This window comes from Anoxybacillus sp. PDR2 (assembly GCF_009834045.1).
Classification (GTDB): Bacteria; Bacillota; Bacilli; order Bacillales; family Anoxybacillaceae; genus Anoxybacteroides; species Anoxybacteroides rupiense.
Genome location: NZ_CP047158.1, coordinates 1,444,948 through 1,471,361 on the forward strand (window position 1 = coordinate 1,444,948; position 26,414 = coordinate 1,471,361).

22 protein-coding genes and 1 pseudogene are annotated in these 26,414 nt (G+C 43.5%); 22 read left to right on the forward strand and 1 reads right to left on the reverse strand.

Going from position 1 to position 26,414, the window contains the following annotated elements; genetic code table 11:
- Window positions 1-78: 78 nt before the first annotated feature.
- The 22 genes and pseudogenes from GRQ40_RS07035 (at window position 79) to GRQ40_RS18725 (ending at window position 25,707) form a co-directional block, all read left to right on the forward strand.
- Entirely contained in the window at window positions 79-870 is a 792-nt protein-coding gene (locus tag GRQ40_RS07035) for a DUF3388 domain-containing protein (RefSeq protein ID WP_044746073.1), read from the forward strand.
- Between the two features lie 23 nt (window positions 871-893).
- Entirely contained in the window at window positions 894-1,793 is a 900-nt protein-coding gene (locus GRQ40_RS07040; RefSeq protein WP_066147320.1) for a helix-turn-helix domain-containing protein, read from the forward strand.
- Between the two features lie 36 nt (window positions 1,794-1,829).
- Complete coding sequence (gene pgsA, locus GRQ40_RS07045; RefSeq protein ID WP_044746072.1) at window positions 1,830-2,408, forward strand: CDP-diacylglycerol--glycerol-3-phosphate 3-phosphatidyltransferase; 579 nt, start codon at window positions 1,830-1,832, stop codon at window positions 2,406-2,408.
- Between the two features lie 24 nt (window positions 2,409-2,432).
- Window positions 2,433-3,677, forward strand: coding sequence for a competence/damage-inducible protein A (locus GRQ40_RS07050; RefSeq protein ID WP_159719620.1), 1,245 nt, complete (start codon window positions 2,433-2,435; stop codon window positions 3,675-3,677).
- Window positions 3,678-3,874: 197 nt separating this feature from the next.
- Window positions 3,875-4,516, forward strand: a pseudogene (gene recA, locus GRQ40_RS07055) (recombinase RecA); the annotation flags it as partial.
- A 340-nt stretch (window positions 4,517-4,856) separates the two neighbouring features.
- A complete protein-coding gene (locus GRQ40_RS07060) occupies window positions 4,857-5,300 on the forward strand; it encodes a recombinase RecA family protein (RefSeq protein WP_370514187.1) in 444 nt (147 codons plus the stop codon).
- Window positions 5,301-6,142: 842 nt separating this feature from the next.
- Window positions 6,143-7,702: a ribonuclease Y gene (rny, locus tag GRQ40_RS07065; RefSeq protein WP_066147324.1), complete on the forward strand. Its 1,560-nt coding sequence runs from the start codon at window positions 6,143-6,145 to the stop codon at window positions 7,700-7,702.
- A gap of 85 nt (window positions 7,703-7,787) precedes the next feature.
- Window positions 7,788-8,582, forward strand: coding sequence for a TIGR00282 family metallophosphoesterase (locus GRQ40_RS07070; RefSeq protein ID WP_044746069.1), 795 nt, complete (start codon window positions 7,788-7,790; stop codon window positions 8,580-8,582).
- Between the two features lie 131 nt (window positions 8,583-8,713).
- A complete protein-coding gene (gene spoVS, locus GRQ40_RS07075) occupies window positions 8,714-8,974 on the forward strand; it encodes a stage V sporulation protein SpoVS (RefSeq protein ID WP_027408762.1) in 261 nt (86 codons plus the stop codon).
- Window positions 8,975-9,046: 72 nt separating this feature from the next.
- Window positions 9,047-9,970, forward strand: coding sequence for a dipeptidase (locus GRQ40_RS07080; RefSeq protein WP_159719621.1), 924 nt, complete (start codon window positions 9,047-9,049; stop codon window positions 9,968-9,970).
- A 606-nt stretch (window positions 9,971-10,576) separates the two neighbouring features.
- Window positions 10,577-12,313, forward strand: coding sequence for a 2-oxoacid:acceptor oxidoreductase subunit alpha (locus tag GRQ40_RS07085; protein WP_044746067.1), 1,737 nt, complete (start codon window positions 10,577-10,579; stop codon window positions 12,311-12,313).
- 2 nt (window positions 12,314-12,315) lie between these two features.
- Window positions 12,316-13,182 (forward strand): 2-oxoacid:ferredoxin oxidoreductase subunit beta, encoded by an 867-nt coding sequence (locus GRQ40_RS07090; RefSeq protein WP_066147329.1) that lies wholly within the window; start codon window positions 12,316-12,318, stop codon window positions 13,180-13,182.
- Window positions 13,183-13,365: 183 nt separating this feature from the next.
- Entirely contained in the window at window positions 13,366-14,937 is a 1,572-nt protein-coding gene (gene miaB, locus GRQ40_RS07095) for a tRNA (N6-isopentenyl adenosine(37)-C2)-methylthiotransferase MiaB (RefSeq protein WP_066147330.1), read from the forward strand.
- Window position 14,938: 1 nt separating this feature from the next.
- Window positions 14,939-15,367 carry a YlbF/YmcA family competence regulator gene (locus GRQ40_RS07100; protein ID WP_066147332.1) on the forward strand — a complete coding sequence of 143 codons (429 nt, stop codon included), beginning with the start codon at window positions 14,939-14,941 and terminating at the stop codon, window positions 15,365-15,367.
- Window positions 15,368-15,707: 340 nt separating this feature from the next.
- Entirely contained in the window at window positions 15,708-16,250 is a 543-nt protein-coding gene (locus GRQ40_RS07105) for an outer spore coat protein CotE (protein WP_044746063.1), read from the forward strand.
- An 83-nt stretch (window positions 16,251-16,333) separates the two neighbouring features.
- Window positions 16,334-18,898, forward strand: a complete 2,565-nt coding sequence (gene mutS / locus GRQ40_RS07110) for a DNA mismatch repair protein MutS (RefSeq protein WP_066147334.1) — start codon at window positions 16,334-16,336, stop codon at window positions 18,896-18,898.
- 13 nt (window positions 18,899-18,911) lie between these two features.
- Entirely contained in the window at window positions 18,912-20,759 is a 1,848-nt protein-coding gene (gene mutL / locus GRQ40_RS07115; protein ID WP_159719622.1) for a DNA mismatch repair endonuclease MutL, read from the forward strand.
- Between the two features lie 179 nt (window positions 20,760-20,938).
- Complete coding sequence (locus GRQ40_RS07120) at window positions 20,939-21,799, forward strand: MurR/RpiR family transcriptional regulator (RefSeq protein ID WP_236546410.1); 861 nt, start codon at window positions 20,939-20,941, stop codon at window positions 21,797-21,799.
- 78 nt (window positions 21,800-21,877) lie between these two features.
- Window positions 21,878-23,275 (forward strand): PTS transporter subunit EIIC, encoded by a 1,398-nt coding sequence (locus tag GRQ40_RS07125; RefSeq protein ID WP_159719623.1) that lies wholly within the window; start codon window positions 21,878-21,880, stop codon window positions 23,273-23,275.
- Between the two features lie 157 nt (window positions 23,276-23,432).
- Window positions 23,433-24,506 (forward strand): DUF871 domain-containing protein, encoded by a 1,074-nt coding sequence (locus GRQ40_RS07130; protein WP_159719624.1) that lies wholly within the window; start codon window positions 23,433-23,435, stop codon window positions 24,504-24,506.
- A gap of 58 nt (window positions 24,507-24,564) precedes the next feature.
- Window positions 24,565-25,464, forward strand: a complete 900-nt coding sequence (murQ, locus tag GRQ40_RS07135; protein ID WP_066147345.1) for an N-acetylmuramic acid 6-phosphate etherase — start codon at window positions 24,565-24,567, stop codon at window positions 25,462-25,464.
- A 108-nt stretch (window positions 25,465-25,572) separates the two neighbouring features.
- On the forward strand, window positions 25,573-25,707 hold the full coding sequence (locus GRQ40_RS18725) for a hypothetical protein (RefSeq protein WP_255357494.1): 135 nt from the start codon (window positions 25,573-25,575) through the stop codon (window positions 25,705-25,707).
- 24 nt (window positions 25,708-25,731) lie between these two features.
- Here the strand turns inward: GRQ40_RS18725 and GRQ40_RS07140 are convergent, their stop codons facing one another.
- Window positions 25,732-26,409: a cupin domain-containing protein gene (locus GRQ40_RS07140; RefSeq protein WP_066147347.1), complete on the reverse strand. Its 678-nt coding sequence runs from the start codon at window positions 26,407-26,409 to the stop codon at window positions 25,732-25,734.
- Between the last annotated feature and the right edge of the window lie 5 nt (window positions 26,410-26,414).

Genomic DNA, 26,414 nt, shown 5'->3' on the forward strand with positions numbered 1-26,414 from the left:
GTTTCATATTGATATTATAGTAGTATGAATTTATCACCTCATACATGTGTCTCCTTAAGCGCGAGGGGAGGAAATGCGATGGAAAAACAAGAATGGTATTTAGAATATGAAATTCATATTAATCGTCCGGGGCTGCTAGGAGACATCGCATCTCTTTTAGGAATGCTGTCCATTAATATCGTTACAATTAATGGTGTTGATGATTCACGGCGCGGCATGCTTCTTCGCTGTCGGAATAACGAGCAAATTGAGCGGCTTTCCTCTATTTTGCGGACGATGGACAATATCACGATTATCAAGCTGCGGCAGCCAAGGCTGCTTGATCGTCTAGCGGTAAGGCATGGGCGCTATATCCAACGCGATGTAGATGACAAAAAGACGTTTCGGTTTGTGCGTAATGAGCTTGGCTTGCTTGTTGATTTTATGGCTGAAATTTTTAAGGAAAAAGGCCATAAGCTGATTGGTATTCGCGGCATGCCGCGCGTTGGAAAAACCGAGTCGATTGTTGCGGCGAGCGTGTGCGCCAATAAGCGGTGGCTGTTCGTGTCATCAACATTGATTAAGCAAACGGTTCGCAGCCAGCTTATTGAAGATGAATACAGTGAAAACAACATTTTTATCATGGATGGCATCGTATCGACCCGCCGAGCTAATGAGCGGCATTGGCAGCTTATACGCGAGCTGATGCGGCTGGAAGCGACAAAGGTTGTTGAGCATCCAGATATTTTTGTTCGCCATACGGAGTATTCGCTGGATGATTTTGACTATATTATTGAATTGCGGAATGATCCATCCGAGGAGATTACATACGATGTTGTGGATCAGCAGACGCTGTTTTCCCACGACGGTTTTTCTGAATTTGATTTTTAAGAAAAAGGTGGAAGGTGTTATCGTTGACGGAATTAGGTAAACGATTAAAAGAGGCGAGAGAAGCGAAAAAAATTAGTTTAGACGAATTACAGGACATCACGAAAATCCAAAAACGTTACTTACTTGGCATTGAAGAAGGAAACTATGCGATTATGCCAGGCAATTTTTATGTTCGGGCATTTATTAAGCAATATGCTGAGGCAGTAGGGCTGGATCCCGAGGAGCTTTTTCATGAATACGAGCATGAAATCCCTTCGTCGCAGCAGGAAGAATTTTCAGAGCAGCTTTCTCGCGTAAAAAGCAGGCAGCAGGTTTCGATGAAGCATGACAAGTGGCTGTCCATGCTTCCAAAACTGCTTATCGCGGCTGTTATTGTGGCATTGGCAGTCGTGCTGTGGATTTTCTTGCAGCGCGGCGGTCAAAAAGCAGAACAGCAGCAACCAATGACCAGCGAAGCGACAGAAGTCGAACGTCCTAAAAATTCACCGCTGGAAAAAGCAGTGGAAAAAGAAAAGAAAAGCAGCAAAGCTGCAAAAGAAAAGACACAGAAAGAAGCAGATAAGGATGATTCGAACGAATCCACTTCTGCTCCTATTTTCCATGTGATAGAAAAGACGGGGAATACGTCTACCATCGAGGTGACCGCCAACGAGCTAAAGCTTGAGCTCACATCGAAGGGAGCTTCTTGGATCGGAGTATTCAACGGAAAGGGCCACAGCTTTTTCCAAGGGAACTTGACAAATGGACAAACCCAAACGTTTGATCTAACGTCGGAATCGGAGGTTTTAGTAAAAATCGGTCGGACATTAGATGTAGACATGAAGGTGAACGGACAACCGGTGACTTATCCGATTGATCCGAAAGAAGAGGTATACCAAAAAATTAAACTGATATTGAAAAAGCCTGAGTCATCTATGTCGTAGATGGCTTTTGCATGTTCAGCAGCGGAGGTATGGATTGTGAATTTACCGAATAAAATTACGATAGCACGCATTATGCTCATTCCTCTCTTTTTGATTGTGATGCTCGTTCCTTTTCGATGGGGGAACATTGAAGCAGGAGCCTATTCGCTGCCTGTAACCCATTTGGTCGGTGCGGTCATTTTCATTATCGCATCAGCTACGGACTGGATTGATGGCTACTATGCCCGTAAATATCAGCTTGTAACGAATTTGGGAAAATTTTTAGACCCTCTTGCGGATAAACTACTTGTTTCCGCAGCTTTGATTGTGTTAGTGGATTTGAATTATGCGCCATCTTGGATGGTGATCGTCATTATTAGTCGAGAGTTCGCGGTTACAGGACTTCGTCTTGTGTTGGCAGGAGAAGGAGAAGTGGTGGCGGCCAACATGCTTGGAAAAATTAAAACATGGACACAAATTGTCGCGATCGCCGCACTTCTCCTCCATAATTGGCCATTTGCGTTTATTTCTTTTCCGTTTGCCGATTTAGCTCTTTGGGTAGCGGTCATCTTTACGATTTGGTCTGGCTGGGACTATTTTTTGAAAAACAAGCATGCTTTTTTACATTCCAAATAACCAAGAAGAAAGGGGAAGCGGCCATTGAATGCTGAAATTATTGCGGTCGGCTCAGAGCTGCTATTGGGGCAAATTGCGAATACAAACGCTCAGTTTTTATCGCAGCAGCTTGCTGAATTAGGGATTAATGTTTATTTTCATACCGTTGTCGGCGACAATGCAACGAGGCTCGAAGCGGCGGTCAAAGCAGCCCAAAAAAGGGCCAATCTGATTATTTTTACAGGTGGGCTTGGACCGACAAAAGATGATCTGACGAAGGAAACGATCGCTCATCTCTTGCAGCGGGAGCTTGTGATGGATCAGGAAGCGCTTCGATCAATTGAGGAGTATTTCAAACGAACCAAGCGAACGATGACGGAAAATAATAAAAAGCAGGCGCTTGTATTACAAGGAGCAGAAGTGTTGAAAAATGACTACGGAATGGCTCCAGGCATGGCTCTGACGATTGCGTCGATTACCTACATGCTTTTGCCTGGCCCTCCAAAAGAAATGAGGCCTATGTTTATTCAATATGGCCGCCCCTTTCTTATGAGCAAGCTGGAGCGTCATGAGCGCATTGAATCAAGAGTATTGCGTTTTTTTGGCATTGGCGAATCTCAGTTGGAAACAGAAATTGCCGATTTAATTGACCAGCAATCCAATCCGACGATTGCGCCACTTGCAGGTGATGGAGAGGTCACATTACGTTTGACAGCCAAACATGAATCATCTTTGGAAGCAAAAAAACTGCTTGATGAGACGGAAGCCGCCATTGCCCGCCGCGTCGGTCAATATGTGTATGGATATGACAACGATACGTTGTTTTCAAAGCTAGTCGAGCGGCTAAAGGAGCAAAATAAAACAGTGGCGGCTGCTGAGAGCTTAACAGGCGGTCGGTTTACTGCCGAGCTGACGGCTATTTCTGGAGCTTCTCAAATAGTAAAAGGCGGGGTTGTTTGCTATACAAACGAAATAAAGGAGCAAGTTCTTTCTGTCCCTGCTTCTGTGCTGGCAACAGACGGAGCGGTGAGTGAACCATGCGCGAAGTTGCTAGCGGAGCATGTCCGTTCCTTTTGCAAAGCGGATATTGGCATTAGTTTTACAGGAGTGGCAGGGCCTGATCCTCTAGAAGGAAAGCCGGTCGGAACGGTGTACGTAGGAATATCGATCAGCGGACAAGAAACGGAAGTGCATGCATTATTGTTAAGCGGAGACCGTGAAACGATTCGCACGCGTACCATCAAATATGGTTGTTTCGCTATTTTAAAAAAACTGACAGCTTCCTTATGACACAGCTGTCAGTTTTTGTGGCTTCCGTTTTCCTTTAAATTTTTTGATAATGTCCCCACTTATTTCTTACAGCGGAAATTCATTTATTCTTCTCCTTTACTTTCCCTGTTTACCAGCAAAAATAAAAAGAAAACGAATGAACGTTCGATTTTTTTCTTGGCAAAGCAGCAAAAAAACGTTATATTATTAGATAGGTAATGCATAAGGAGGAATGGCGAGTGAACCAAGATCGTCAAGCAGCCTTAGAACAGGCGCTAAAGCAAATTGAAAAGCAGTTTGGTAAAGGATCGATTATGAAGCTAGGAGAACAGACGGATCGGCAAATTTCCACCGTCTCAAGCGGGTCTTTAGCATTGGACATCGCGTTAGGTGTTGGAGGGTATCCGCGCGGCCGGATCATTGAAATTTATGGGCCGGAATCTTCAGGTAAAACAACAGTAGCCCTTCATGCCATCGCGGAAGTGCAAAAACTGGGCGGTCAGGCAGCCTTCATCGACGCGGAGCACGCTCTTGACCCTGTTTATGCACAGAAGCTAGGAGTCAATATTGATGAACTGTTACTTTCTCAGCCAGATACAGGGGAGCAAGCGCTTGAAATTGCGGAAGCTCTTGTCAGAAGTGGTGCAGTAGATATTGTTGTCATTGACTCGGTTGCGGCGCTTGTGCCAAAAGCAGAGATTGAAGGAGATATGGGGGACGCCCATGTCGGATTGCAGGCGCGCCTTATGTCTCAAGCGCTTCGTAAGCTATCGGGAGCGATCAATAAATCTAAAACGATCGCCATTTTTATTAACCAAATCCGTGAAAAAGTAGGGGTTATGTTCGGAAATCAACAAACGATCGCTGCTTAATCTTTGCCTTTTTATGCATCATCTAGAGATTAAGCTGCTGCTATTCTGGGTTTCCCTTGCTAGCGATAGCAAGAAAAAAACCTTGTGAACCCGATTGCCTAGGGGTGTGCGAGAAAGCTTCTCGTGCTAACGGTGGAGCCCTCCAATTTTTAATGGGGTAATACCGTGCCAAGCCTTACCATTCGTAAGGAAGGTGTAGAGACTACCGAAAAGAACAACGGTTCGAAGTAGGGTACAGCAGAGGATAGGCTACTGCTGGAAGCGCAAGGCTCTCCTATGCGGAGATGAAGAGATAGTCCAAGCTATAGAAATGGTAAATCTATAGGTATTGCCAGAAACCACCCCTGGTGGTCGCGCGTTGAAATTCTATGCGTCTGTGCGTCTAGAAGTGCGCCGTGCTGAGCAGATTAAACAAGGAAATGATATGGTCGGTAATAAGACAAAAATTAAAGTGGTAAAAAACAAAGTGGCTCCTCCATTCAAGACAGCAGATGTGGATATTATGTATGGAGAAGGGATTTCGCGTGAGGGAGAAATTATCGACATGGCCTCAGAACTTGATATTATCCAAAAAAGCGGTTCTTGGTATTCTTACAAGGACGAGCGTCTTGGCCAAGGTCGAGAAAATGCGAAACAATTTTTGAAAGAAAATCCGCAAATCATGGAGGAGATCGCTCAAGAAATTCGCCAGCATTACGGTGTGGACGAGCTTGGCGGCAACGGTAGCGCTTCGGTGGATCAGCAAGAAGAACTAGGCTTTTTGGACGAATAGCCAAAAAGGGCCGTGGTTTGATAGCCACGGCTTTTTCATTTTTTAGTACAATGATGCCAAGCACATAACGTACGATACGAAAGCCAAAATGTCTTATTCAAGCAGTCTCTATTAAGCATTATTCTCTGATAACAGTCGAATCTTTATAAAGATGGAACCAATGAGGGTTTATAAACACCTGCGATCGGAAGAGTTCTGTAACTTGCCTATTGATGGCGCCATTTGCATGACGAAGAGCCGAACCGTGCCGCCTTTATAGTCCGTCCATGATTCTGTGAAGCCGTGTTGCTCAATCACTTCACTCAATTGTTGAACAACCGTTCAGACTTGATATCGATACAAATGTTGACATGTCAACATAACATGATGATTATTACACATTTCCCCACAGTCCATGCGCAAAATGTTTGAAGTAAGAGCAAGTTACCCTATTGCACGAATGTCACACATTATATTCAAACGAAAAATTTGTGCGGATGGAATATCTAGATGACAGGAAATTTACTTCCATTTTATCGTATTCCAATTAGTTTTTGAAACATTCTGTCATATTGCGATGCTTATTATCTTGACAACAAATGTTACCACCTTTAAAATTAACATGTATATTTTACAAGAAAAATGTAGAAGTCCGCACTTTCTCTCCAAGAGGGGGACATGCTGAATAGGGCGGACAAAGCATGAGTGGATCATGAAAATTTATAGCTGAAGGCCTTTTGTCGGAAATGCATTTGATCAGACAAGCTGAAAAAGCCTTTGCGCTGTATGTTGAATTTGTAACAATGTACACGCCGACATTCATGAAACAGCAAACCAGTTTATAGCAAGAGGAGGTGAAAAGGATGGGGGTCAGTACAATCATCTCCGCTTTGCTTGGTCTAATCGTTGGTGCAGTTGTTGGCTTTTTTGTTCGTAAATCGATTGCTGAGGCGAAAATTGGCGGCGCACAAGTAGCTGCGAACCAAATTCTTGAAGAAGCAAAACGTGAAGCGGATGCGTTGAAAAAAGAAGCGCTTCTTGAGGCGAAGGATGAGATTCATAAACTTCGAACAGAGGCTGAGCGCGAGATTCGTGATCGTCGCAGTGAATTACAAAGACAGGAAAACCGCTTGCTGCAAAAGGAAGAGAATCTCGACCGCAAGGATGAAATGCTGAACAAACGCGAGACGCTTTTAGAGAAAAAAGAAGACACTCTTAACCAAAGACAACAGCATATTGAAGAGATGGAAAGCAAAGTGGAAGAACTCGTGAACAAGGAACAGGCCGAATTGGAGCGTATTTCTAGCCTAACGCGCGAAGAAGCACGCCAGATTATTTTAGAGCGTGTTGAGAAAGAGCTATCCCATGAAATTGCTGTCATGATTAAAGAGGCCGAGATGCGCGCGAAAGAAGAAGCAGATAAGAAGGCTAAAGAAATTTTATCGCTTGCAATTCAGCGCTGTGCAGCTGACCATGTGGCAGAAACGACTGTATCTGTTGTAAACCTGCCAAACGACGAGATGAAAGGTCGGATTATTGGCCGTGAAGGGCGCAATATTCGCACGCTCGAAACATTGACAGGAATTGATTTAATTATTGATGATACGCCAGAAGCGGTCATTTTATCAGGGTTTGATCCGATTCGCCGAGAAACGGCCAGACTTGCTTTGGATAAGCTTGTTCAAGATGGCCGCATTCATCCGGCGCGAATTGAAGAAATGGTGGAAAAGGCGAGACGTGAAGTGGATGAACACATTCGTGAAGTCGGGGAACAAACGACTTTCGAAGTGGGTGTTCATGGGCTGCATCCAGACTTAATCAAAATTTTAGGTCGTCTTAAGTTCCGGACAAGCTACGGACAAAACGTGTTGAAACACTCGATGGAGGTGGCTTTTTTAGCTGGGCTGATGGCTGCTGAACTGGGCGAGGATGAGATGCTTGCAAGAAGAGCCGGTTTGCTCCATGATATTGGAAAAGCTATCGATCATGAAGTGGAAGGAAGCCATGTTGAAATTGGTGTTGAACTGGCAACGAAATATAAAGAACATCCGGTGGTAATTAATAGTATCGCTTCCCACCATGGCGATACGGAACCAACTTCCATTATCGCCGTTTTAGTGGCGGCAGCAGATGCATTGTCTGCAGCAAGGCCTGGAGCGAGAAGTGAGACGTTGGAAAATTATATACGCCGTCTCGAAAAGCTTGAGGAAATTGCTGAATCGCATGAAGGAGTTGAAAAATCCTATGCGATTCAGGCAGGACGCGAAGTGCGGATTATGGTGAAACCAGATGCCATTGATGATCTTGAGGCGCATCGTTTAGCTCGCGACATTCGCAAACAGATTGAAGAAGAGCTTGATTATCCAGGACATATAAAAATTACCGTTATTCGTGAGACAAGAGCGGTGGAATATGCAAAATAAAGTGGCGGTATTGCCACTTTATTTTTTTTTGGTTTTATGACAAACTTGAACTAGTGAGACTTCTAATATTAGAAAGGGTTATAAGATGAAACTGTTGTTTATTGGAGACGTCGTGGGATCGCCAGGAAGAAAAATGGTCGAACAATATCTTCCGAAATTAAAAGCAAAGCATAAGCCGAGTGCCATTATTGTCAACGGAGAAAATGCAGCAGGAGGAAAAGGAATTACCGGAAAAATATATCGCAGTTTTCTTGATCAGGGGGCTCATGTGATTACACTTGGAAATCATGCATGGGATAACCGCGATATTTTTGAGTTTATAGATGAGGCGAAATCGCTTGTTCGTCCTGCTAATTTTCCGGAAGGGACCCCAGGAAAGGGACTTGTATACGTACAGACAGAGCATGGAGAGGTGGCTATCATTAACTTGCAAGGACGAACGTTTTTACCGGCCATTGATTGTCCTTTTAAAAAGGCGGATGAATTAATTGCAGAAGCGTTGCAGCGAACGCCAATGATTTTCGTAGACTTTCATGCTGAGGCTACAAGCGAAAAACAAGCGATGGGCTGGTATTTAGATGGCCGTGTTTCAGCAGTAGTAGGTACGCACACACATGTTCAAACAGCTGATGCCCGTATTCTTCCGCGAGGAACAGCATATATGACAGATGTTGGCATGACGGGCTTATACGACGGTATTTTAGGAGTAGATCGTGAAGCTGTGTTGCGGAAGTTTTTGACCTCTCTTCCTGTCCGATTTGAAGTGCCTGAAGGAAGAAGTCAGCTGAATGCTGTATTGATTCATATCGAACCGAAAACGGGAAAAGCCAAAGCGATTGAACGGGTTATGATCAACGACGATCACCCTTATTTTGAATAATGGTTGTTTTGAGAATTTTAAAAAAATATTTTTGATTCTAGCAGGAATACTTGAGAAAACAGTGAATATAGTAAAAATGGAACGAAATTTATAACGAATGAACTTATGTGGAAATTAAGGAGGAACCAGGAATGGAAATATTAAAAGTTTCAGCAAAATCGAACCCTAACTCTGTAGCTGGTGCACTTGCTGGAGTATTGCGTGAACGCGGAGCTGCCGAAATCCAAGCGATTGGCGCAGGTGCATTAAACCAAGCCGTTAAGGCCGTAGCGATCGCACGAGGATTTGTGGCACCGAGTGGAGTAGACCTTATTTGTATTCCTGCATTCACAGACATAATCATTGATGGCGAAGAGCGCACAGCGATTAAATTGATCGTCGAACCTCGCTGATGGGTCCAATCATATCATAACCTGTTTGCTCTCAAACAGGTTATTTTTATTTTGCTTCTGGGAGGGTTACAGATGATTTTTGATGCACATTGTGATGTTCTGATGAAGCTGTGGCTCAACCGGACTTTATCATTTTATGATAGCAAAGAACTCCATGTAACACTGCAATCGTTAATGAATATAAACAGCAAGGTGCAATGCTTTGCGATCTATGTTCCTGAGCGTGTGCCAGAAGAAATTCGTTTTACTGCTGCGCTGGAAATGGTGGACTTGTTTTTTGAAAAGATTGTTGCCCGTTTTCCAAATGTGAAATTTGTTCAGTCCAAGGCGGACATCTCGGCGTTGGCAGATGATGAGATCGGAGCGATGCTTACGCTTGAAGGCTGCGAGGCGATTGGAACAAACCTTATCAAACTGAAAACCCTTTTGCGACTTGGTGTGATGTCAGTTGGATTAACATGGAACTGGGCTAATGCTGTTGCCGATGGGGCATGGGAAAAACGGGGAGCTGGTTTAACTCAGTTTGGAAAAGAAGTCATTCAACAATTAAATGAAATGAAACGATGGACAGATGTTTCTCATTTATCGGAAAAAGCGTTTTGGGATGTGATGGAGATCGCCCAATTTCCAATTGCTTCTCATTCGAATGCTTACCTTTTGTGCCCACATCCGCGAAACTTGCGTGATGAACAAATTCAAGCGCTCATTCGCAAAAATGGTATGATCGGTCTCAGCTTTGTTCCATATTTTTTATCTGAAAACGCAGAGCAGGCTGCTGTTTTGGATGTTCTCCGCCATCTTGAGCACGTTTGCTCGCTTGGCGGTTCGCGCCATGTCGGCTTTGGTTCTGATTTCGACGGCATCGAAACAACAGCGGCGGGATTGGAGAATGCAAGAGGTTATGAAAATTTAATTAACGAGCTGCAAAAGCGCTATTCTGAAACAGATGTGGAACAATTTCTTTTCCGCAATTTTTATGAGCATTTGCCGCAATAGCTGTCATAATAAATGAAAAAACGGTTGTTTCACACTTAGCGGGCGCGGGGAATCAAACGTTTCGCCTCGGCGCCTTGCCCTTCGTTCGTGAATGATTGGATGGCATCTCTCTATGACCGAGAGCCCTATAAAATAAAACGTGAAATGCTAACACACTAAATTGGATTGATATCCTTACGCTAGATTACACCGTTAAAAGAAAGATGCAACGATGTTCCATGTTGTCGCAAATGTTAACATATCAAGTTACCTCTATATCGGATGAGGTTTATAAAGAGGAGCGGTCGATTCATTCCTATCTGTTGGATCGCTTAAAACACTTAGATTCTACATAAGAGGCTTGTTCTCGTTGATAAGCCGAATAGACTGCCTCATCAAGCTTTTTTGTGAATCGATTGCATCATGGGAAGAAGGGGACAAATTTTCAGAGAAAGGGTTGCATTTTTTTTTCGATGGGTCTAGAATGTAATCGTTTAGTATAAGATGTATGCTAAATTTTTTGAAAAAATCACAAGCTGAAATGGTAGTGATTTCATTTGAAAAGTGCTACACTTATGGATAGCAATGTATATGCTATAATCGATGGAAGCTAAAGGGGTGTAAGAAATGGTTAGTCAGCTTTCGTGGAAAGTTGGAGGACAACAAGGGGAAGGGATCGAGAGTACAGGCGAAATATTTTCTATTGCATTGAACCGTTTAGGTTATTACTTATACGGTTATCGCCATTTTTCTTCGCGGATTAAAGGGGGACATACTAATAATAAGATTAGAGTAAGCACGACCCAAGTTCGTTCCGTTGCTGACGATCTTGATATATTGGTAGCTTTTGATCAGGAGAGTATTGATTTTAATTTCCACGAACTTCGCGATGGCGGCGTTGTGATTGCAGATGCGAAGTTTAATCCAGTCATTCCAGAAGGATCTCATGTCACGCTGTATGCTGTGCCATTTACAGACATAGCGACTAACCTAGGGACCTCTCTCATGAAAAACATGGTGGCCGTCGGCGCTTCCAGCGCGGTTCTCGGTCTTGATATAAATGTATTCCAAGAAGTAGTAGAGGGAATTTTTGGTCGCAAAGGACAGCAAGTAGTTGAAAAAAATATGGAGGCAATCCGGGCAGGAGCTCAATTTATGAAAGAACAGCTTGGAGAAAACCTCCAATTGATGAAGCTGGACCAAGCAGACGGCAAAAAGCGGATGTATATGATTGGCAATGATGCTATTGCGCTCGGTGCGCTTGCTGGTGGTGCTCGCTTTATGGCCGCTTACCCAATTACTCCGGCATCGGAAATTATGGAATACTTAATTAAGAAGCTTCCAGCATTAGGCGGCACAGTCATTCAAACAGAGGACGAAATCGCAGCATGTACGATGGCCATTGGTGCGAACTATGCTGGTGTGAGAACATTAACAGCTTCAGCTGGTCCTGGTCTTTCATTAATGATGGAAGCCATTGGGCTTTCCGGCATTACCGAAACACCATTAGTCATTGTCGATACGCAGCGCGGAGGTCCAAGTACGGGGTTGCCGACAAAACAAGAGCAGTCAGATTTAATGGCGATGATTTATGGAACGCACGGAGAAATTCCGAAAATCGTTATGGCGCCAAGCACTGTTCAAGAAGCTTTTTATGATATGGTTGAGGCCTTTAATTTAGCGGAAGAGTATCAATGCCCTGTCATTGTCTTATCTGATTTGCAGCTTTCTTTAGGAAAACAGACGGTGGAACCGCTAGAGTATGAAAAAATCCAAATTCGCCGCGGTAAACTTGTAGCGGACGAGCTCCCGCCTTTGGCAAATAAAGAGAATTTTAAACGCTATGAAATCACAGACGATGGCATTTCCCCACGCGTACTTCCTGGAATGATAAACGGCATTCATCACGTAACTGGGGTGGAGCACGCCGAAACAGGAAAACCGTCTGAAGTGGCTTCTAACCGTAACGCACAAATGGACAAGCGCTTACGGAAATTAAAGCAGCTCAAATTTCAAACACCAGTTCACAAAAATGCGAAACATGAGGAAGCAGATGTCTTGCTGGTTGGCTTTAACTCGACGCGCGGAGCGATTGAAGAAGCGATGGAGCGGCTTGAGCGGGATGGTTTGAAGGTTAACCATGCCCATGTTCGTCTCATTCATCCGTTTCCGACAGATGAAATGCTTCCGCTTGTACAAAAAGCGAAAAAAGTGATTGTCGTTGAGCATAATGCAACAGGCCAGCTTGCCAATCTGTTAAAAATGAATGTCGGACATGCTGAAAAAATCTCAAGCATCTTAAAATATGATGGCAATCCGTTCTTGCCAAATGAAGTTTACACAAAAAGCAAGGAGTTGTTATAATCATGGCGACATTTAAGGACTTTCGTAATGATGTGAAACCTAACTGGTGTCCAGGATGTGGCGATTTCTCTGTGCAAGCGGCGATTCAGCGTGCTGCAGCCAACGTTGGCCTAGAGCCGCACCAATTGGCTGTTATTTCCGGAATTGGCTGTTCGGGACGGATTTCTGGCTATATTCATTCCTATGGCTTCCATGGCATTCATGGACGGGCGCTGCCAATCGCTCAAGGCGTCAAAATGGCCAATCGCGATTTAACCGTAATTGCAGCTGGAGGAGATGGTGACGGCTTTGCGATCGGTATGGGACATACGATTCATGCCATCCGGCGCAATATCGATATTACGTACATTGTGATGGATAACCAAATTTATGGGTTAACGAAAGGTCAAACATCGCCGCGGAGCGATGTAGGCTTTAAAACAAAAAGCACGCCGCAAGGTTCAGTTGAGCCTGCTTTATCCATCATGGAAATGGCGCTAAGTGCAGGAGCTACATTTGTTGCCCAGAGCTTTTCCAGCGATTTGAAGGAATTGACTCACTTAATCGAGGAAGCGATTAAACATAAAGGCTTCTCCTTAATTAACGTATTCAGCCCGTGCGTGACCTACAATAAAGTCAACACATATGACTGGTTTAAAGAGCATTTAACGAATTTAAGCACAATTGACGAATATGACCCATCTGACCGTACAATGGCTATGCAAACATTAATGAAACATAAAGGCTTGGTAACAGGTCTTATTTATCAAAATAAAGAACAAAAATCGTATCAAGATTTAATTCATGGTTATAGCGAAACACCGCTTGTCCATGCAAACCTTCAATTGAGCAGAGAAAAATTCGATGAATTAGTGGCTGAGTTTATGTAACGAATCATAAGCTCCTAGACGGGCGGTTGCCTGTTTAGGAGTTTTTTGTTACTATAAATAGTCTGGCATGTGGCCAGACAAGAAAATAGGAAAGGTTGCATCACGCTATTGTTTAACTTTGCGACAAATTATATACTATGATAGTGTGTAATATGGCACAGATAGAGTAGAAAGGAGATCGTTATGAACGAAAAACAACGTCTTGAGCAAACCAATCATATTCAAACGGCAGATCATCCAACGGACAAAAAATCCGCTTTGGATGAATTGAAGAAAAAAACAAGCAAGGATTATGAAAAATATTTTTCTACTGTTTTTATTCCGCCAAGCTTAAAAGAGGCCAAAAGACGCGGAAAAGAAGAAGTGAAGTATCATGAAGATTTTGCGATTCCGGAAGAGTTTCGCGGCATGGGGAATGGTCGTAAGTTTTACATTCGCACATACGGCTGTCAAATGAATGAGCATGATACAGAAGTGATGGCCGGTATTTTTATGGCGCTTGGATACGAAGCGACAGACCGTCCAGAAGATGCTAATGTCATTTTATTAAATACATGTGCGATTCGCGAAAATGCTGAAAATAAGGTGTTTGGAGAAATCGGCCATTTAAAGCCGTTAAAGCAAAACAATCCTGATTTGCTTCTCGGTGTATGTGGCTGTATGTCACAGGAAGAGTCGGTCGTTAATAAAATTTTAAAGCAATACCAATATGTTGATATGATTTTCGGCACACATAATATTCATCGTTTGCCTCATATTTTGCATGAAGCGTATATGTCAAAAGAAATGGTTGTAGAAGTATGGTCCAAAGAAGGGGACGTAATTGAAAACCTGCCGAAAGTACGCAAAGGAAATATTAAGGCATGGGTCAATATTATGTATGGCTGCGATAAGTTTTGTACGTACTGCATCGTCCCATATACGCGCGGAAAAGAGCGCAGCCGCCGTCCAGCCGATATTATTCAGGAAGTGCGCCATCTGGCAGCGCAAGGGTATAAAGAGATCACACTGCTTGGCCAAAATGTCAATGCTTACGGGAAAGACTTTACGGACATGAAGTACGGCCTTGGCGATTTAATGGATGAGCTTCGCAAAATCGATATCGCTCGTATTCGCTTTACGACGAGCCATCCGCGCGATTTTGATGACCATCTAATCGAGGTGCTCGCGAAAGGCGGCAATTTAGTGGAACATATTCATTTGCCTGTGCAATCTGGAAGTTCGGCTGTGCTAAAAATGATGGCCCGCAAATATACAAGAGAGCAATATTTAGAGCTTGTGCGCAAAATTAAAGCAGCCATTCCGGATGTAGCGTTGACAACAGATATTATCGTTGGCTTCCCGAATGAAACCGATGAACAGTTTGAGGAAACGTTATCTCTATATCGTGAAGTTGAATTTGACTCCGCCTATACGTTTATTTATTCACCTCGCGAAGGTACACCGGCCGCTAAAATGCAGGACAATGTGCCGATGGAAGTGAAAAAAGAGCGCTTGCAGCGTTTGAATACTCTCGTCAATGAAATTTCTGCGAAGAAATTGAAGGAATATGAAGGGCAGGTTGTCGAAGTATTAGTAGAAGGTGAAAGCAAAAATAACCCTGATGTCCTTGCAGGTTATACCCGCAAAAATAAGCTTGTCAACTTTAAAGGTCCAAAATCAGCAATTGGCCAGCTTGTCAAAGTGCGGATTACCAAGGCCAAAACATGGACATTAGATGGTGAAATGGTAGAAGAAGCGATTGAGGTGAAATAGGATGGCGAAATATACAAGAGACGACATTTTAGCTCAGGCGAAAGAGTTAGCGAAAATGATCGCCGAGACAGAAGAAGTTGATTTTTTCAAGCGCGCGGAAGAAAAAATTAACCAAAACGAAAAAGTGCGCACGATGATTCAGCAAATGAAATCGTTGCAAAAGCAGGCTGTCAACCTTCGTCATTATGGCAAGCATGAAGCGTTAAAAAAAGTAGAGGCAGAGATTGATGACATTTACGAACAGCTTTCTCAAATTCCGATTGTTGATGAGTTTCAGCAATCCCAACTGGAAGTGAATGATCTCCTTCAGCTAGTCGCTTCTACCATTTCTAAAACAGTGGCTGATGAAATTATTACTTCCACTGGTGGCGATTTGCTCAGCGGAGAGACAGGAGCGCAAATGAGAAATCGTAGCTACGGCTGCCATTAAGCAAAAAGGAGACTCTAAAATGAACCGAACTCCAATCGTTTTGTCTAACTTTGGGGGGTTCAGTTCAAAAAGAGTCTCTTTTTTCTATATAGTGAGAGAAAGACACCATGCTTATCGTACTCTATGTGTCGAAATCGGCTCCTCGCTCTGTTCATTTTTATATAAATATTGGAATATTTGTAATTAAATGAGTAAGTTATTGTAATTTGAAAAAATAGGCACATATTCGAGCAACCCCGCATACAATGAACTATACGGATTTATTGATAACTTTATGTGCACATTAGGCGCAAAGATGCATAGGATGAATTGAAGATTTATTTGAGGAGGGTTTGCTCGTATGTCTGAATACAGAGAAATTATTACAAAATCAGTCGTCGGAAAAGGGCGCAAATTTTCACAGTCGACACATACGCTTGCTGCGCCAAATCATCCGTCAAGTATTTTAGGATGCTGGATTATTAACCATCGCTATGAAGCAAAGAAAAACGGCCGAACCATTGAAATTCATGGACGCTATGACATTAATGTGTGGTATTCGTATCATAACAACACAAAAACAGAGGTAGTGAATGAAACAGTTTCTTATACAGATATTGTAAAATTAAAATATCGCAATGACGATGAAGTGATCAGTGATGATAGCGACATCATTGTTCGTGTGGTCCAGCAGCCGAATTGCTTAGAATGCACGATTTCTGCCAATGGCAACAAGATTGTAGTGCAGGCGGAAAGAGAATTTGTGGCAGAGGTGATCGGAGAAACAAAAGTATGGGTGGCGATTCATCCAGATGGCTATGGCAGTGAAGAAGATTTTGATTATGATGTAGATGATGAATTAGAAGACTTAACCCCAGATGTTCTAATTGGGGATGACGAGTAAGCTAGGAAAGCGATTTTCCTAGTTTTTTCTTTTATCCCTTGTTATAATAAAAAGCGTGAAATCGTAACGGTTGGAGGAGAGCAATGGCTACATACACACCGATGATACAGCAATACTTACAGATCAAGGCACAATATCCAGATGCCTTTTTATTTTTTCGTTTAGGGGATTTTTATGAAATGTTTTTTGAGGATGCGGTGAAGGCGGCTCAAGAATTAGAGATCACGCTGACAAGCCGCGACGGTGGAGCAGAAGAACGGATTCCAATGTGCGGTGTCCCCTATCATTCGGCGCAAGGATATATCGAGCAACTCATTGAAAAAGGTTATAAAGTTGCCATTTGCGAACAAGTGGAAGATCCGAAGACAGCTAAAGGAGTCGTTCGCCGCGAGGTCGTTCAGTTAATTACGCCGGGAACGGTGATGGAAGGAAAGCGGCTGCTTGAGAAAGAGAACAATTATTTGGCAACTGTATCGGCTTTTCAAGATGGAACATACGGATTGGCTTATATGGATTTATCGACAGGAGAAAACAGAGTGACACTGCTTTACTCGTGGGAAGAGGTGATGAATGAGCTCTATGCGATTGGTGCGAAGGAAATCGTTATTTCACCAGATTTTCCAGAAACGTTGCGCCAGTTATTGAAAGAGCGTTACGATATGACCGTGTCTGAGGAAGAAAACACGGTACTCCCAGAAACATTTTTTACCGTTGCGGCAGCTTTGGAGCAGGACAAGCTAAAAATGACGTTTGCCCGGCTCGTCCATTATATTGTGCGGACACAAAAACGGAGTTTGGATCATTTGCAGCCGGCTCAAGTCTATCAAGTCGATCAATACATGAAAATGGATGTGTATTCGAAGCGCAATCTAGAGCTGACGGAAACGATTCGGTCAAAAGGGCGCAAAGGCTCACTGCTCTGGCTTTTGGACGAAACAGTGACAGCCATGGGCGGCCGTTTATTAAAGCAGTGGCTTGATCGTCCTTTGTTGGATCGCGAAGTGATTGAATGGCGATTTAGCATTGTGGAAACATTGCTTCAGCAATATTTTGAACGCCAAGAACTGCGCACGCTGCTGCGCGAGGTTTATGACTTAGAGCGGCTTGCTGGACGTGTCGCCTATGGCAATGTCAACGCTCGTGACTTTGTTCAGCTCAAAAAATCATTGCAGCAAATTCCTGCTTTAAAGGAAGTGGTTCAACGTTTAAACCATCAAGAGGCGGAGCAGCTGGCTGAACGTCTTGACCCTTGCTTTGAGCTTGTGGAGCTGTTGGAGCGAGCGATTCAGGAGCAGCCGCCGCTATCGGTTAAGGAAGGGAATATCATTAAAGACGGTTATAACGAAACATTGGATCGCTTTCGAGATGCCAGCCGCAATGGCAAGACATGGATTGCCCAGCTGGAAAGCAAAGAGCGCGAGATCACGGGCATTAAGTCGCTGAAAATCGGCTATAATCGCGTGTTCGGATACTATATCGAAGTGACGAAGGCCAACCTTCATTTACTGCCGGAAGGACGTTATGAACGAAAGCAAACGCTAGCCAATGCAGAGCGGTTTGTCACTCAGGAATTAAAGGAGAAAGAAGCGCTCATTTTAGAAGCGGAAGAAAAAAGCATGGAGTTAGAATATGAGCTATTTGTACAAATTCGGGAACAGGTTAAACAGTTTATTCCTCGCTTGCAAATGCTGGCCAAAATGATCAGCCAGCTTGATGTGCTGCAGTCGTTTGCTACAGTAAGTGAAGCGCGTCATTATGTAAGGCCGCGCTTTTCTCATGAGCGTGAGCTATGGATTCAGGCTGGACGCCATCCTGTCGTCGAAAAGGTGCTAGGATCACAAACGTACGTTCCAAACGATTGTATGATGAATCGTGAGCGTGAGCTTTTGCTTATTACAGGGCCTAATATGTCGGGGAAAAGCACCTACATGCGTCAAGTGGCGCTCACAGCGATTATGGCGCAAATCGGTTGTTTTGTACCCGCGGATCAAGCGGTGTTGCCGATTTTTGATCAAGTATTTACCCGAATCGGAGCGGCTGATGACCTTGTATCTGGGCAAAGTACGTTTATGGTTGAAATGTTAGAAGCACGTAACGCGATTGTCCATGCAACGCAAAACAGCTTAATTTTATTTGACGAAATCGGGCGGGGCACTTCCACTTATGATGGCATGGCATTGGCACAGGCGATTATCGAGTATGTTCATCATAAAATTGGGGCGAAAACCCTGTTTAGTACACATTATCACGAATTGACGGTATTAGAACAAGCGCTTCCACGATTAAAAAATGTCCATGTTAGAGCCATTGAAGAGGATGGAAAAGTCGTATTTCTTCACAAAATCGAAGACGGCCCAGCTGATCAAAGCTATGGCATTCACGTCGCGGAATTAGCAGAACTTCCAGCCGAATTAATTCAGCGTGCAAAAGAAATTTTAGCGGAGCTAGAGCAGCCGGGACAAGAAAAAACAAAACCATTTGAGCAATTAAGTTTATTTGCTGAAGAAGCGCCAGCGAAATCAAAGGATGTATCGTTGTCTAAAAAAGAAAAAGAAGTAATTCGTTTGCTTGAATCGTTGAATTTACTAGATATGACGCCGCTTCAAGCGCTTAATCAATTATATGAGATACAAAAAATGCTTAGATAGCGAGGGATAAGTCATGGGAAAAATTCGCAAGCTCGATGATCATCTTTCCAATAAAATTGCTGCCGGCGAAGTGGTAGAACGCCCCGCTTCTGTCGTCAAGGAGCTTGTTGAAAATGCGTTGGATGCCAACAGCACAGTGATTGAAATTGATTTAGAGGAAGCTGGGCTTGCGAAAATCCGTCTCATTGACAACGGAGATGGCATGGAAGAGGAAGATTGTTTGCTTGCTTTTGAACGCCATGCGACAAGCAAAATTAAAGATGAGCATGATTTATTTCGCATTCGCACACTCGGTTTTCGCGGCGAGGCGCTTCCAAGTATCGCTTCCGTATCGGAGGTGGAGATGAAAACAAGCACAGGCAATGGACCAGGGACTCTCATTATGCTTAAAGGGGGCCAGCTTGTCAAACATGAGCGCACAAATAGCCGCAAAGGAACGGAAATTACCGTATCTCATTTGTTTTTCAATACACCGGCACGATTAAAATATATGAAAACCATTCATACAGAGCTTGGACATATCACGGATATTGTGAATCGTCTGGCTTTGGCTCATCCTGATGTTTCGTTTCGCTTGCGCCATCATGACAAGCAATTGCTTTATACGAGCGGAAATGGCGATGTCCGTCATGTGCTCGCCGCCATTTATGGGATGGATATAGCGAAAAAAATGATTTCCATTCAGGCGGAATCATTAGATTTTACTGTGAAAGGCTACATTTCGTTACCGGAAGTGACGCGCGCTTCGCGAAACTATATCTCTTTGATTGTGAATGGACGATACGTGCGCAATATTCCATTAATGAAAGCCATTGAGTCAGGATACCATACATTGTTGCCGATTGGCCGCTATCCCATTGTGTTGCTTTCGATTGAGATGGACCCCATGTTAGTGGATGTGAATGTTCATCCTGCCAAACTGGAGGTGCGCTTTAGTAAAGAGGCTGAATTAAATCAATTGGTGGAATCCGCGATTCGCCAAGCCTTCCAATCGCGAACGCTGATTCCAGAAGTGATCGTGAAGCGGCCGGAAAAACCAAGAAATGAACAAGCTTCTTTCGTATTTCAGCATACGGTTGACAAAACGGCGGAAGCACCTGCCGAAACGAGTGGGCAAGAAGAGACGCGCCGTGAATGGTCAACCGTTCGCGAGGAAGCGCCGTCCATCGAACATTCAAAGACTGCATGGATAGAAGAGAACCAAAGGGATATAGAGAAGCCTATGGAATCAGCAGCGGACATGCCGGCGGAAGATAGTGTAAAAGAGCAGTCTGTTGAAAGAATTCCGCCTCTTTATCCGATCGGCCAGCTGCATGGAACTTATATTTTAGCGCAAAACGAGAATGGTTTATATTTAATTGATCAGCACGCTGCTCAAGAACGAATTAAGTACGAATATTTTCGTGAAAAGGTGGCGCATGTAACGAATGAGGTGCAAACATTGCTTGTGCCACTCACGCTGCAATATGCTGCCAATGAATATGTGTTAATCGAGGCACATCGAAAAGAATTAGCAAGCTGCGGGATCTTTCTTGAGCCGTTTGGCCACCATACCTTTATAGTGCGTGAGCATCCCGCTTGGTTTCCGAAAGGAAAAGAAACAGAAATTATTGAAGAGATGATTCAGCAAGTGCTCGCCATGAAAAAAGTGGATCTTAAACAATTACGCGAGGAAGCGGCCATCCTTATGAGCTGCAAACAGTCGATTAAAGCGAACCAGCATTTGCGCGATGACGAAATGTTCGCGCTGCTGGAAGCGTTGCGCAAAACAACGGATCCATTCACTTGTCCGCATGGAAGACCCATCATGATTCATTTTTCTACCTATGAACTTGAAAAAATGTTTAAGCGCGTTATGTAACCCCATCCGCGCAGCTTCCTTATCATGGGAGCTGCGCTTTTTGTTTGGCGTTTGATCACATGGAACATGCGATCTTGTGGAAGATAGATGGAATGAAATAAAAATTCAGAAAAACCATGGAATGTTGCAATAAAGTTTCAGATGCGGAGTATACATAAGTGTGAAGGGAGGAAAACAAATTGAAAGGAGGCTTCATTAGCATTCAGGAGGCGCTTGATTCGTTAAAGCCAGCAGAACGAAAGGCAGCTGAGTATATTTTAACGCATGCTGAGGAGGTGGTTCATCTTTCAATCCAAAAGCTGTCAGAGCAAGCGAATGTGAGTGAAGCTACGATTATTCGTTTGGCACGAACGTTGAATTGTAAGGGCTTTCGTGAACTAAAGCTAAAAATTGCTGTCGATTTGGCCAAACAAAATGAGCCAAGCGGATCATCTTATCAAGAAATCCCGATTGATGGTTCAATGGCCTCTATCATCGCTTCTGTGTCAAACAACAGTATTCAATCCATTCAAGATACATTGTCAGTTTTATCGATAGATGCTGTAGAAAAAGCCGTTCATGCTTTAAGCAGAGCGCGTAAAATTGCTGTATATGGTATAGGGGCTTCAGCGGTGATCGCTCAAGATTTAAAGCAAAAGCTAACAAGGATCAATCGCTGGTGTGAAGCTGCATTTGACTATGATACACAAGGAATGATGAGCGCTAATTTGACCGAAACTGATGTTGCCTTTGGCATTTCTTATTCTGGACAAACGGAAGGGATTATTCAAGCATTAGCATTGGCGAAAACAAACGGAGCAACCGTTATTTCTTTAACAAAATTTGGAGTGAATCCAGTGTCTGAGCTGGCTGATATTTCGCTATATACAAGCTCATTAGAAAAAAGCATCCGCAGCGGAGCTATGAGCTCAAGAATTTCTCAGTTTAATGTGATTGATATTCTCTATGTCGGCATTGTCAGCCGAGCTTATGAAGAAAGTATTGCCGCGCTAGACCGGACGCGGGAAGCGGTCAAACGATGGAAGCGAAGCGATCAATAACTGCACATTCACAAACGCCAATTTCTCTTTTTGACGGGTTGTTCTTGGTTTAGGGATGAAGAACAAGGGGGAAAAATAATGGAGAAATATGAACGGCTGGCAAAGGAAATTGTCGAAAAACTTAGCGGCTATCAAAACATTGATCGTCTGTCTCATTGCATGACACGATTAAGAATCACGCCTGTGGATCACAGTCAAGTGGATATCGATGGATTGAAAAACATTGATGGTGTACTTGGTGTAGTTGAGCAAGAAACACTGCAAATCATTTTAGGACCAGGAATTGTGACAAAGGTGGCCGAGGAAATCGCCAAGCAAAGGGAAACCGATATTCAATCATTGAGTGCCAATGAATGGGCTCATCTTGCCGAACAGACAAAAGCCGACTTAAAGCTAAAAAACGCAACGCCATTTAAGCTATTTTTGCGAAAAATCTCAAGCATTTTCATTCCGCTGATTCCAGCAATTGTTGCTTCAGGTTTAATCGCTGGAATCACGAATGTCTTTATTCGCGCAGGAGCCGATCCAGATTCAGCCATCATCTCGATTTTAAATTTTATCGGCTGGGGGCTCTTTAGCTATCTTGGCATTTTTGTCGGTATAAATACGGCGAGAGAGTTTGGCGGAACTCCTGCTCTTGGCGGTATTGCCGGCATTTTAATTATTAATCCGGCGCTTGCGGATCTCACGCTTTTTGGCGAAAAGCTGGTGCCTGGACGCGGAGGATTAATCGGGGTGATGCTTGCAGCTGTTTTCATGGCTTGGATAGAAAAGAAAATTCGTCGCTTTGTCCCTATCTCTATCGATATGATTGTAACACCGACTATTTCTGTCCTCATCACGGGGATCGCTACTCTCATCGTTCTTCAGCCTGTTGGAGGTTGGATTTCCGATTTGATTACGAAAGGATTAGTCAGTTTAATTGACGCTGGTGGCATTTTATCAGGAATCATTCTGGCTGGAACATTCCTTCCTTTAGTCGTTACCGGTCTTCATCAAGGGCTGACGCCTGTGCATATGGAGCTGATTCAATCCATCGGCGACGATCCTTTGTTGCCGATATTGGCCATGGGAGGTGCCGGTCAGGTAGGAGCTGCATTTGCGATTTATTTTAAAACAAAGAATGCTCAGCTTCGCAAAATTATTAAAGGGGGACTTCCTGTCGGCATTTTAGGAATTGGCGAACCGCTTATTTTTGGCGTTACATTACCTTTAGGAAGACCGTTTGTTACCGCTTGTTTAGGTGCAGCGGTAGGAGGCGCTTTTCAAGCTTATTTTCATGTAGCAACGATTGCTATCGGCGTATCTGGTTTGCCATTGGCCTTTTTAGTTCATGCCCAGCAAATCGTCTATTATCTCATCGGTCTGTTGATTGCTTATTTATTCGGCTTTATTTTTACTTATTTATTTGGATTTAATGAGGCCATGACAAGGGATCTTGGAAAAAGCGGACAGACGAATGCAACACTTAACTAATCATAAGTTCCGCTGATGAAGGAACCTCTCCTTTATTCCGTTTAGCCAATAGAAATTTTAACGAAGCAGATTCAAAGCGGTCTCCAATGCTGAAGCAGTGCGATCAGGAAATTCGCCCATTTTGAGACCGCTTGTATCGTTTAGAAGAGGTGGAAGCATGCTTGGGATTTCTGTATATTTAGGCAATGATCCACGTCATATGGAACCGCTTGTGGCGAAGGCCCAATCCTATCAACTCCAATCCATTTTTACTTCGCTTCATATTCCTGAAGATGATCCGGCTGTGTATAGAGAGCGGTTAAAGCGACTAGGGATGCTCGTCAAACAATATAATATGTTATTATTTGTTGATGTATCTTCTCAATCGTTGGCATATTTGAACATGGATCAGCCAACAGAGCTTGTTGCATGGGGCGTGACAGGGCTTCGCTTAGATGATGGTTACAATGATCAAGAAATCGTAGAATGGTCAAAGCAAATGAAAATTGGCTTAAATGCTAGCACGGTCAATGAAGACATGCTGAAGAGATGGATCGGCTTAGGGTTAAACATTCAAAATGTCGAGGCTTGGCACAATTTTTATCCAAGGCCGGAAACGGGCCTTGATGTTCGTTTTTTCGTTGCGCGCAATCAAATGTTTCAGCAATACGGTATTGCGACAACAGCATTTATTCCTGGCGATCATAAGCTGAGAGGCCCCCTATATGCAGGACTGCCGACATTGGAGAAGCACCGGAAGCAAGCACCACATCTTGCGTGTGCCGAACTGTTATTTCAATATCATGTCGATCACGTATTGATTGGTGATATTTCGGCTAAAGACTGCACATTATCGTTACTGGCATCGTTAGCCGAAAAAATCGTTCCACTTAGATGTGTGATGAAGAATCAAGACGATGAAAACCTGCGTTTGCTTGTTGAAGGCACTCATACGAATCGGTTAGATCTGGCCAGGGATGTGATTCGATCGCAAGAGTCTAGACTTTATGCACAAAAGAATGGCATGAAGATTATGCCGTCATCTGTGATCAGTCGCACAAAAGGCTCTGTTACGATTGACAATGATTTATACAACAGATATGCAGGCGAGCTGCAAATTACGAAACGAAGCTTGCCGAAGGATGCGAGAGTCAATGTAGTAGCAAAGGTGGTAGATGAAGATATTCCGCTTCTAGAATGCATTGGTCCAGGTCAAAAGTTTCGCATAATCGTACAGTCATCAGTTTCATGAATATGGATGTGTTTATTTAACATGATGAAAGGGTTGGATCAGAAAGGAAGATGGCATCATGAACCTTCGGCAAATTGACACAGAAAAAAGAAACGTCCATACGCTGGATATCGATACGTTATCTAGTCTAGAGATTATAAGACAAATGAATAAAGAAGACCAATCTGTTCCAAAAGCTGTGGAGCGGGTTTTGCCTGTCATTGCGGAAGTGATCGATCGGGTCGTCGCAGCATTCGGTAGCGGCGGACGCCTTATCTATGTCGGGGCCGGTACAAGCGGGCGTTTAGGAGTGCTGGATGCATCAGAATGTCCACCGACTTATGGTGTTCCAAAGGAGCAGGTAATCGGTGTGATTGCTGGAGGCGAAAAAGCTTTGCAGTCTGCTTTGGAAGGAGCAGAAGATAACATTGAGCAGGCTATAGAAGATATGAAGCAAATTCATGTCAATCAAAAGGATGTCGTCATTGGAATTGCCGCCAGCGGAAGAACTCCTTATACATTGGCAGCGATGAAATATGCCAAATCTGTCGAAGCTACGGTGGCGGCTATCACTTGCACGAAAAATTCGGAAATGGAGAAGATAGCGGATTATCCAATTGTCGTTTTAACAGGTCCAGAGGTAGTAGCAGGATCGACAAGACTGAAAGCGGGTACCGCACAAAAGCTTGTTTTAAATATGATTACGACCGCTGCCATGATTCGCAGCGGTAAAGTATACAGCAACCTCATGGTCGATGTCGTTCCAACGAATGAAAAGCTGTTGATGCGGGCTAAGAATATGATTATCGAAATCGCCGATGTAAGCGAAGAAGAGGCAGAGCAAGCACTCAAAACGTATCAATCTGCCAAAGCGGCGATTTTAGCGCTGATGACCGGTTTGACGGGTGAAGAAGTATTTCATGTGCTTCGCCGTCATAACGGTCATTTGCGCAGCGCGATTCAATCGCAGCTGAAATGAAAACGCTGATCGTATCATTACTCTCTCCTGCCGATAGAAAGGCGGGAGTTTTTTATTAAAAATGAAACGAATGAGGCTTTGAAAGAAACGTCAAGGATGTTTCACTCATTGGAGCAGGAGTCGGCTTGCTTTTTAGGAGTGGACGGCAAGAATTCGGACCGCTTGCTATATCAAAAACGCAAATATGAAAAAGATACGTTTCTGTATGATCCATTTAAAATGATGATTTATTCAATAGGATGAAAAGACTTCTGATACGTTGTTATTTTAGAAGCGAATTTCCTTGTCATTGATCTGGATGGATATTTCTTGCTCGCTCCATTGTTTTTGTTTCGCCTTCCTTGGAACGAAGCGGTCTCGACTGGAAGAAAGACTATCTTTGTTTAACGAATGGCTTTCCGAAGGAGGACCGATAACGACGGATTCTTTAATTGGTGAAAGAGCATCGGCGATTTGATTGACATCAAGCCCGTAAGCCAGCTTGAAAACTTCAGGTGGCGTGAGACGTAGCGTATCGGAGCCTTCTGCTGTTTCGAATTGATCATTGTTAAAAAAGAGATGAAGATGTACTTTTTCTGACGCTGGCCTGATCCAATGCCACCAAGCCATTGGAATAAAGACAATTTGACCCGCCTTCGCTTTATAATGATGGAGCTTATTTGTATCAGGATCGACAATCGAAATCAGTGCTTCGCCGGAAACAACTACATCCAGTTCCCACGCATTCGGATGCCAATGCGGTTCGCGAATATGTCCCTTTGTGAGATAGAGATCGACAAAAGCTCCTCCTACCATTGCTGGTATTTGTGTCGAGGTGACCTCATAGGCAATATTTTCATCATCTCGTTGAAAAAAGATGTTATCTCTTGAGTCGAAAAAAAGATTGGGAGTGCCACTTGTTTTTTTGATATTTGTGTTGTTGGGAACAAATCCGGATTTTCTCATAAACG

Excerpts from the sequence above, each read along its gene's own strand:
- murQ (WP_066147345.1), top strand. The coding sequence starts at position 24,565 with ATGAACCTTCGGCAAATTGACACAGAAAAAAGAAACGTCCATACGCTG.
- GRQ40_RS07080 (WP_159719621.1), top strand. The coding sequence starts at position 9,047 with ATGATTTTTGATGCACATTGTGATGTTCTGATGAAGCTGTGGCTCAAC.
- GRQ40_RS07130 (WP_159719624.1), top strand. The coding sequence starts at position 23,433 with ATGCTTGGGATTTCTGTATATTTAGGCAATGATCCACGTCATATGGAA.
- GRQ40_RS07125 (WP_159719623.1), top strand. The coding sequence starts at position 21,878 with ATGGAGAAATATGAACGGCTGGCAAAGGAAATTGTCGAAAAACTTAGC.
- spoVS (WP_027408762.1), top strand. The coding sequence starts at position 8,714 with ATGGAAATATTAAAAGTTTCAGCAAAATCGAACCCTAACTCTGTAGCT.
- GRQ40_RS07105 (WP_044746063.1), top strand. The coding sequence starts at position 15,708 with ATGTCTGAATACAGAGAAATTATTACAAAATCAGTCGTCGGAAAAGGG.
- miaB (WP_066147330.1), top strand. The coding sequence starts at position 13,366 with ATGAACGAAAAACAACGTCTTGAGCAAACCAATCATATTCAAACGGCA.
- rny (WP_066147324.1), top strand. The coding sequence starts at position 6,143 with ATGGGGGTCAGTACAATCATCTCCGCTTTGCTTGGTCTAATCGTTGGT.
- mutL (WP_159719622.1), top strand. The coding sequence starts at position 18,912 with ATGGGAAAAATTCGCAAGCTCGATGATCATCTTTCCAATAAAATTGCT.
- mutS (WP_066147334.1), top strand. The coding sequence starts at position 16,334 with ATGGCTACATACACACCGATGATACAGCAATACTTACAGATCAAGGCA.
- GRQ40_RS07100 (WP_066147332.1), top strand. The coding sequence starts at position 14,939 with ATGGCGAAATATACAAGAGACGACATTTTAGCTCAGGCGAAAGAGTTA.
- GRQ40_RS07085 (WP_044746067.1), top strand. The coding sequence starts at position 10,577 with ATGGTTAGTCAGCTTTCGTGGAAAGTTGGAGGACAACAAGGGGAAGGG.
- GRQ40_RS07140 (WP_066147347.1), bottom strand. The coding sequence starts at position 26,409 with ATGAGAAAATCCGGATTTGTTCCCAACAACACAAATATCAAAAAAACA.
- GRQ40_RS07090 (WP_066147329.1), top strand. The coding sequence starts at position 12,316 with ATGGCGACATTTAAGGACTTTCGTAATGATGTGAAACCTAACTGGTGT.
- GRQ40_RS07070 (WP_044746069.1), top strand. The coding sequence starts at position 7,788 with ATGAAACTGTTGTTTATTGGAGACGTCGTGGGATCGCCAGGAAGAAAA.
- GRQ40_RS07035 (WP_044746073.1), top strand. The coding sequence starts at position 79 with ATGGAAAAACAAGAATGGTATTTAGAATATGAAATTCATATTAATCGT.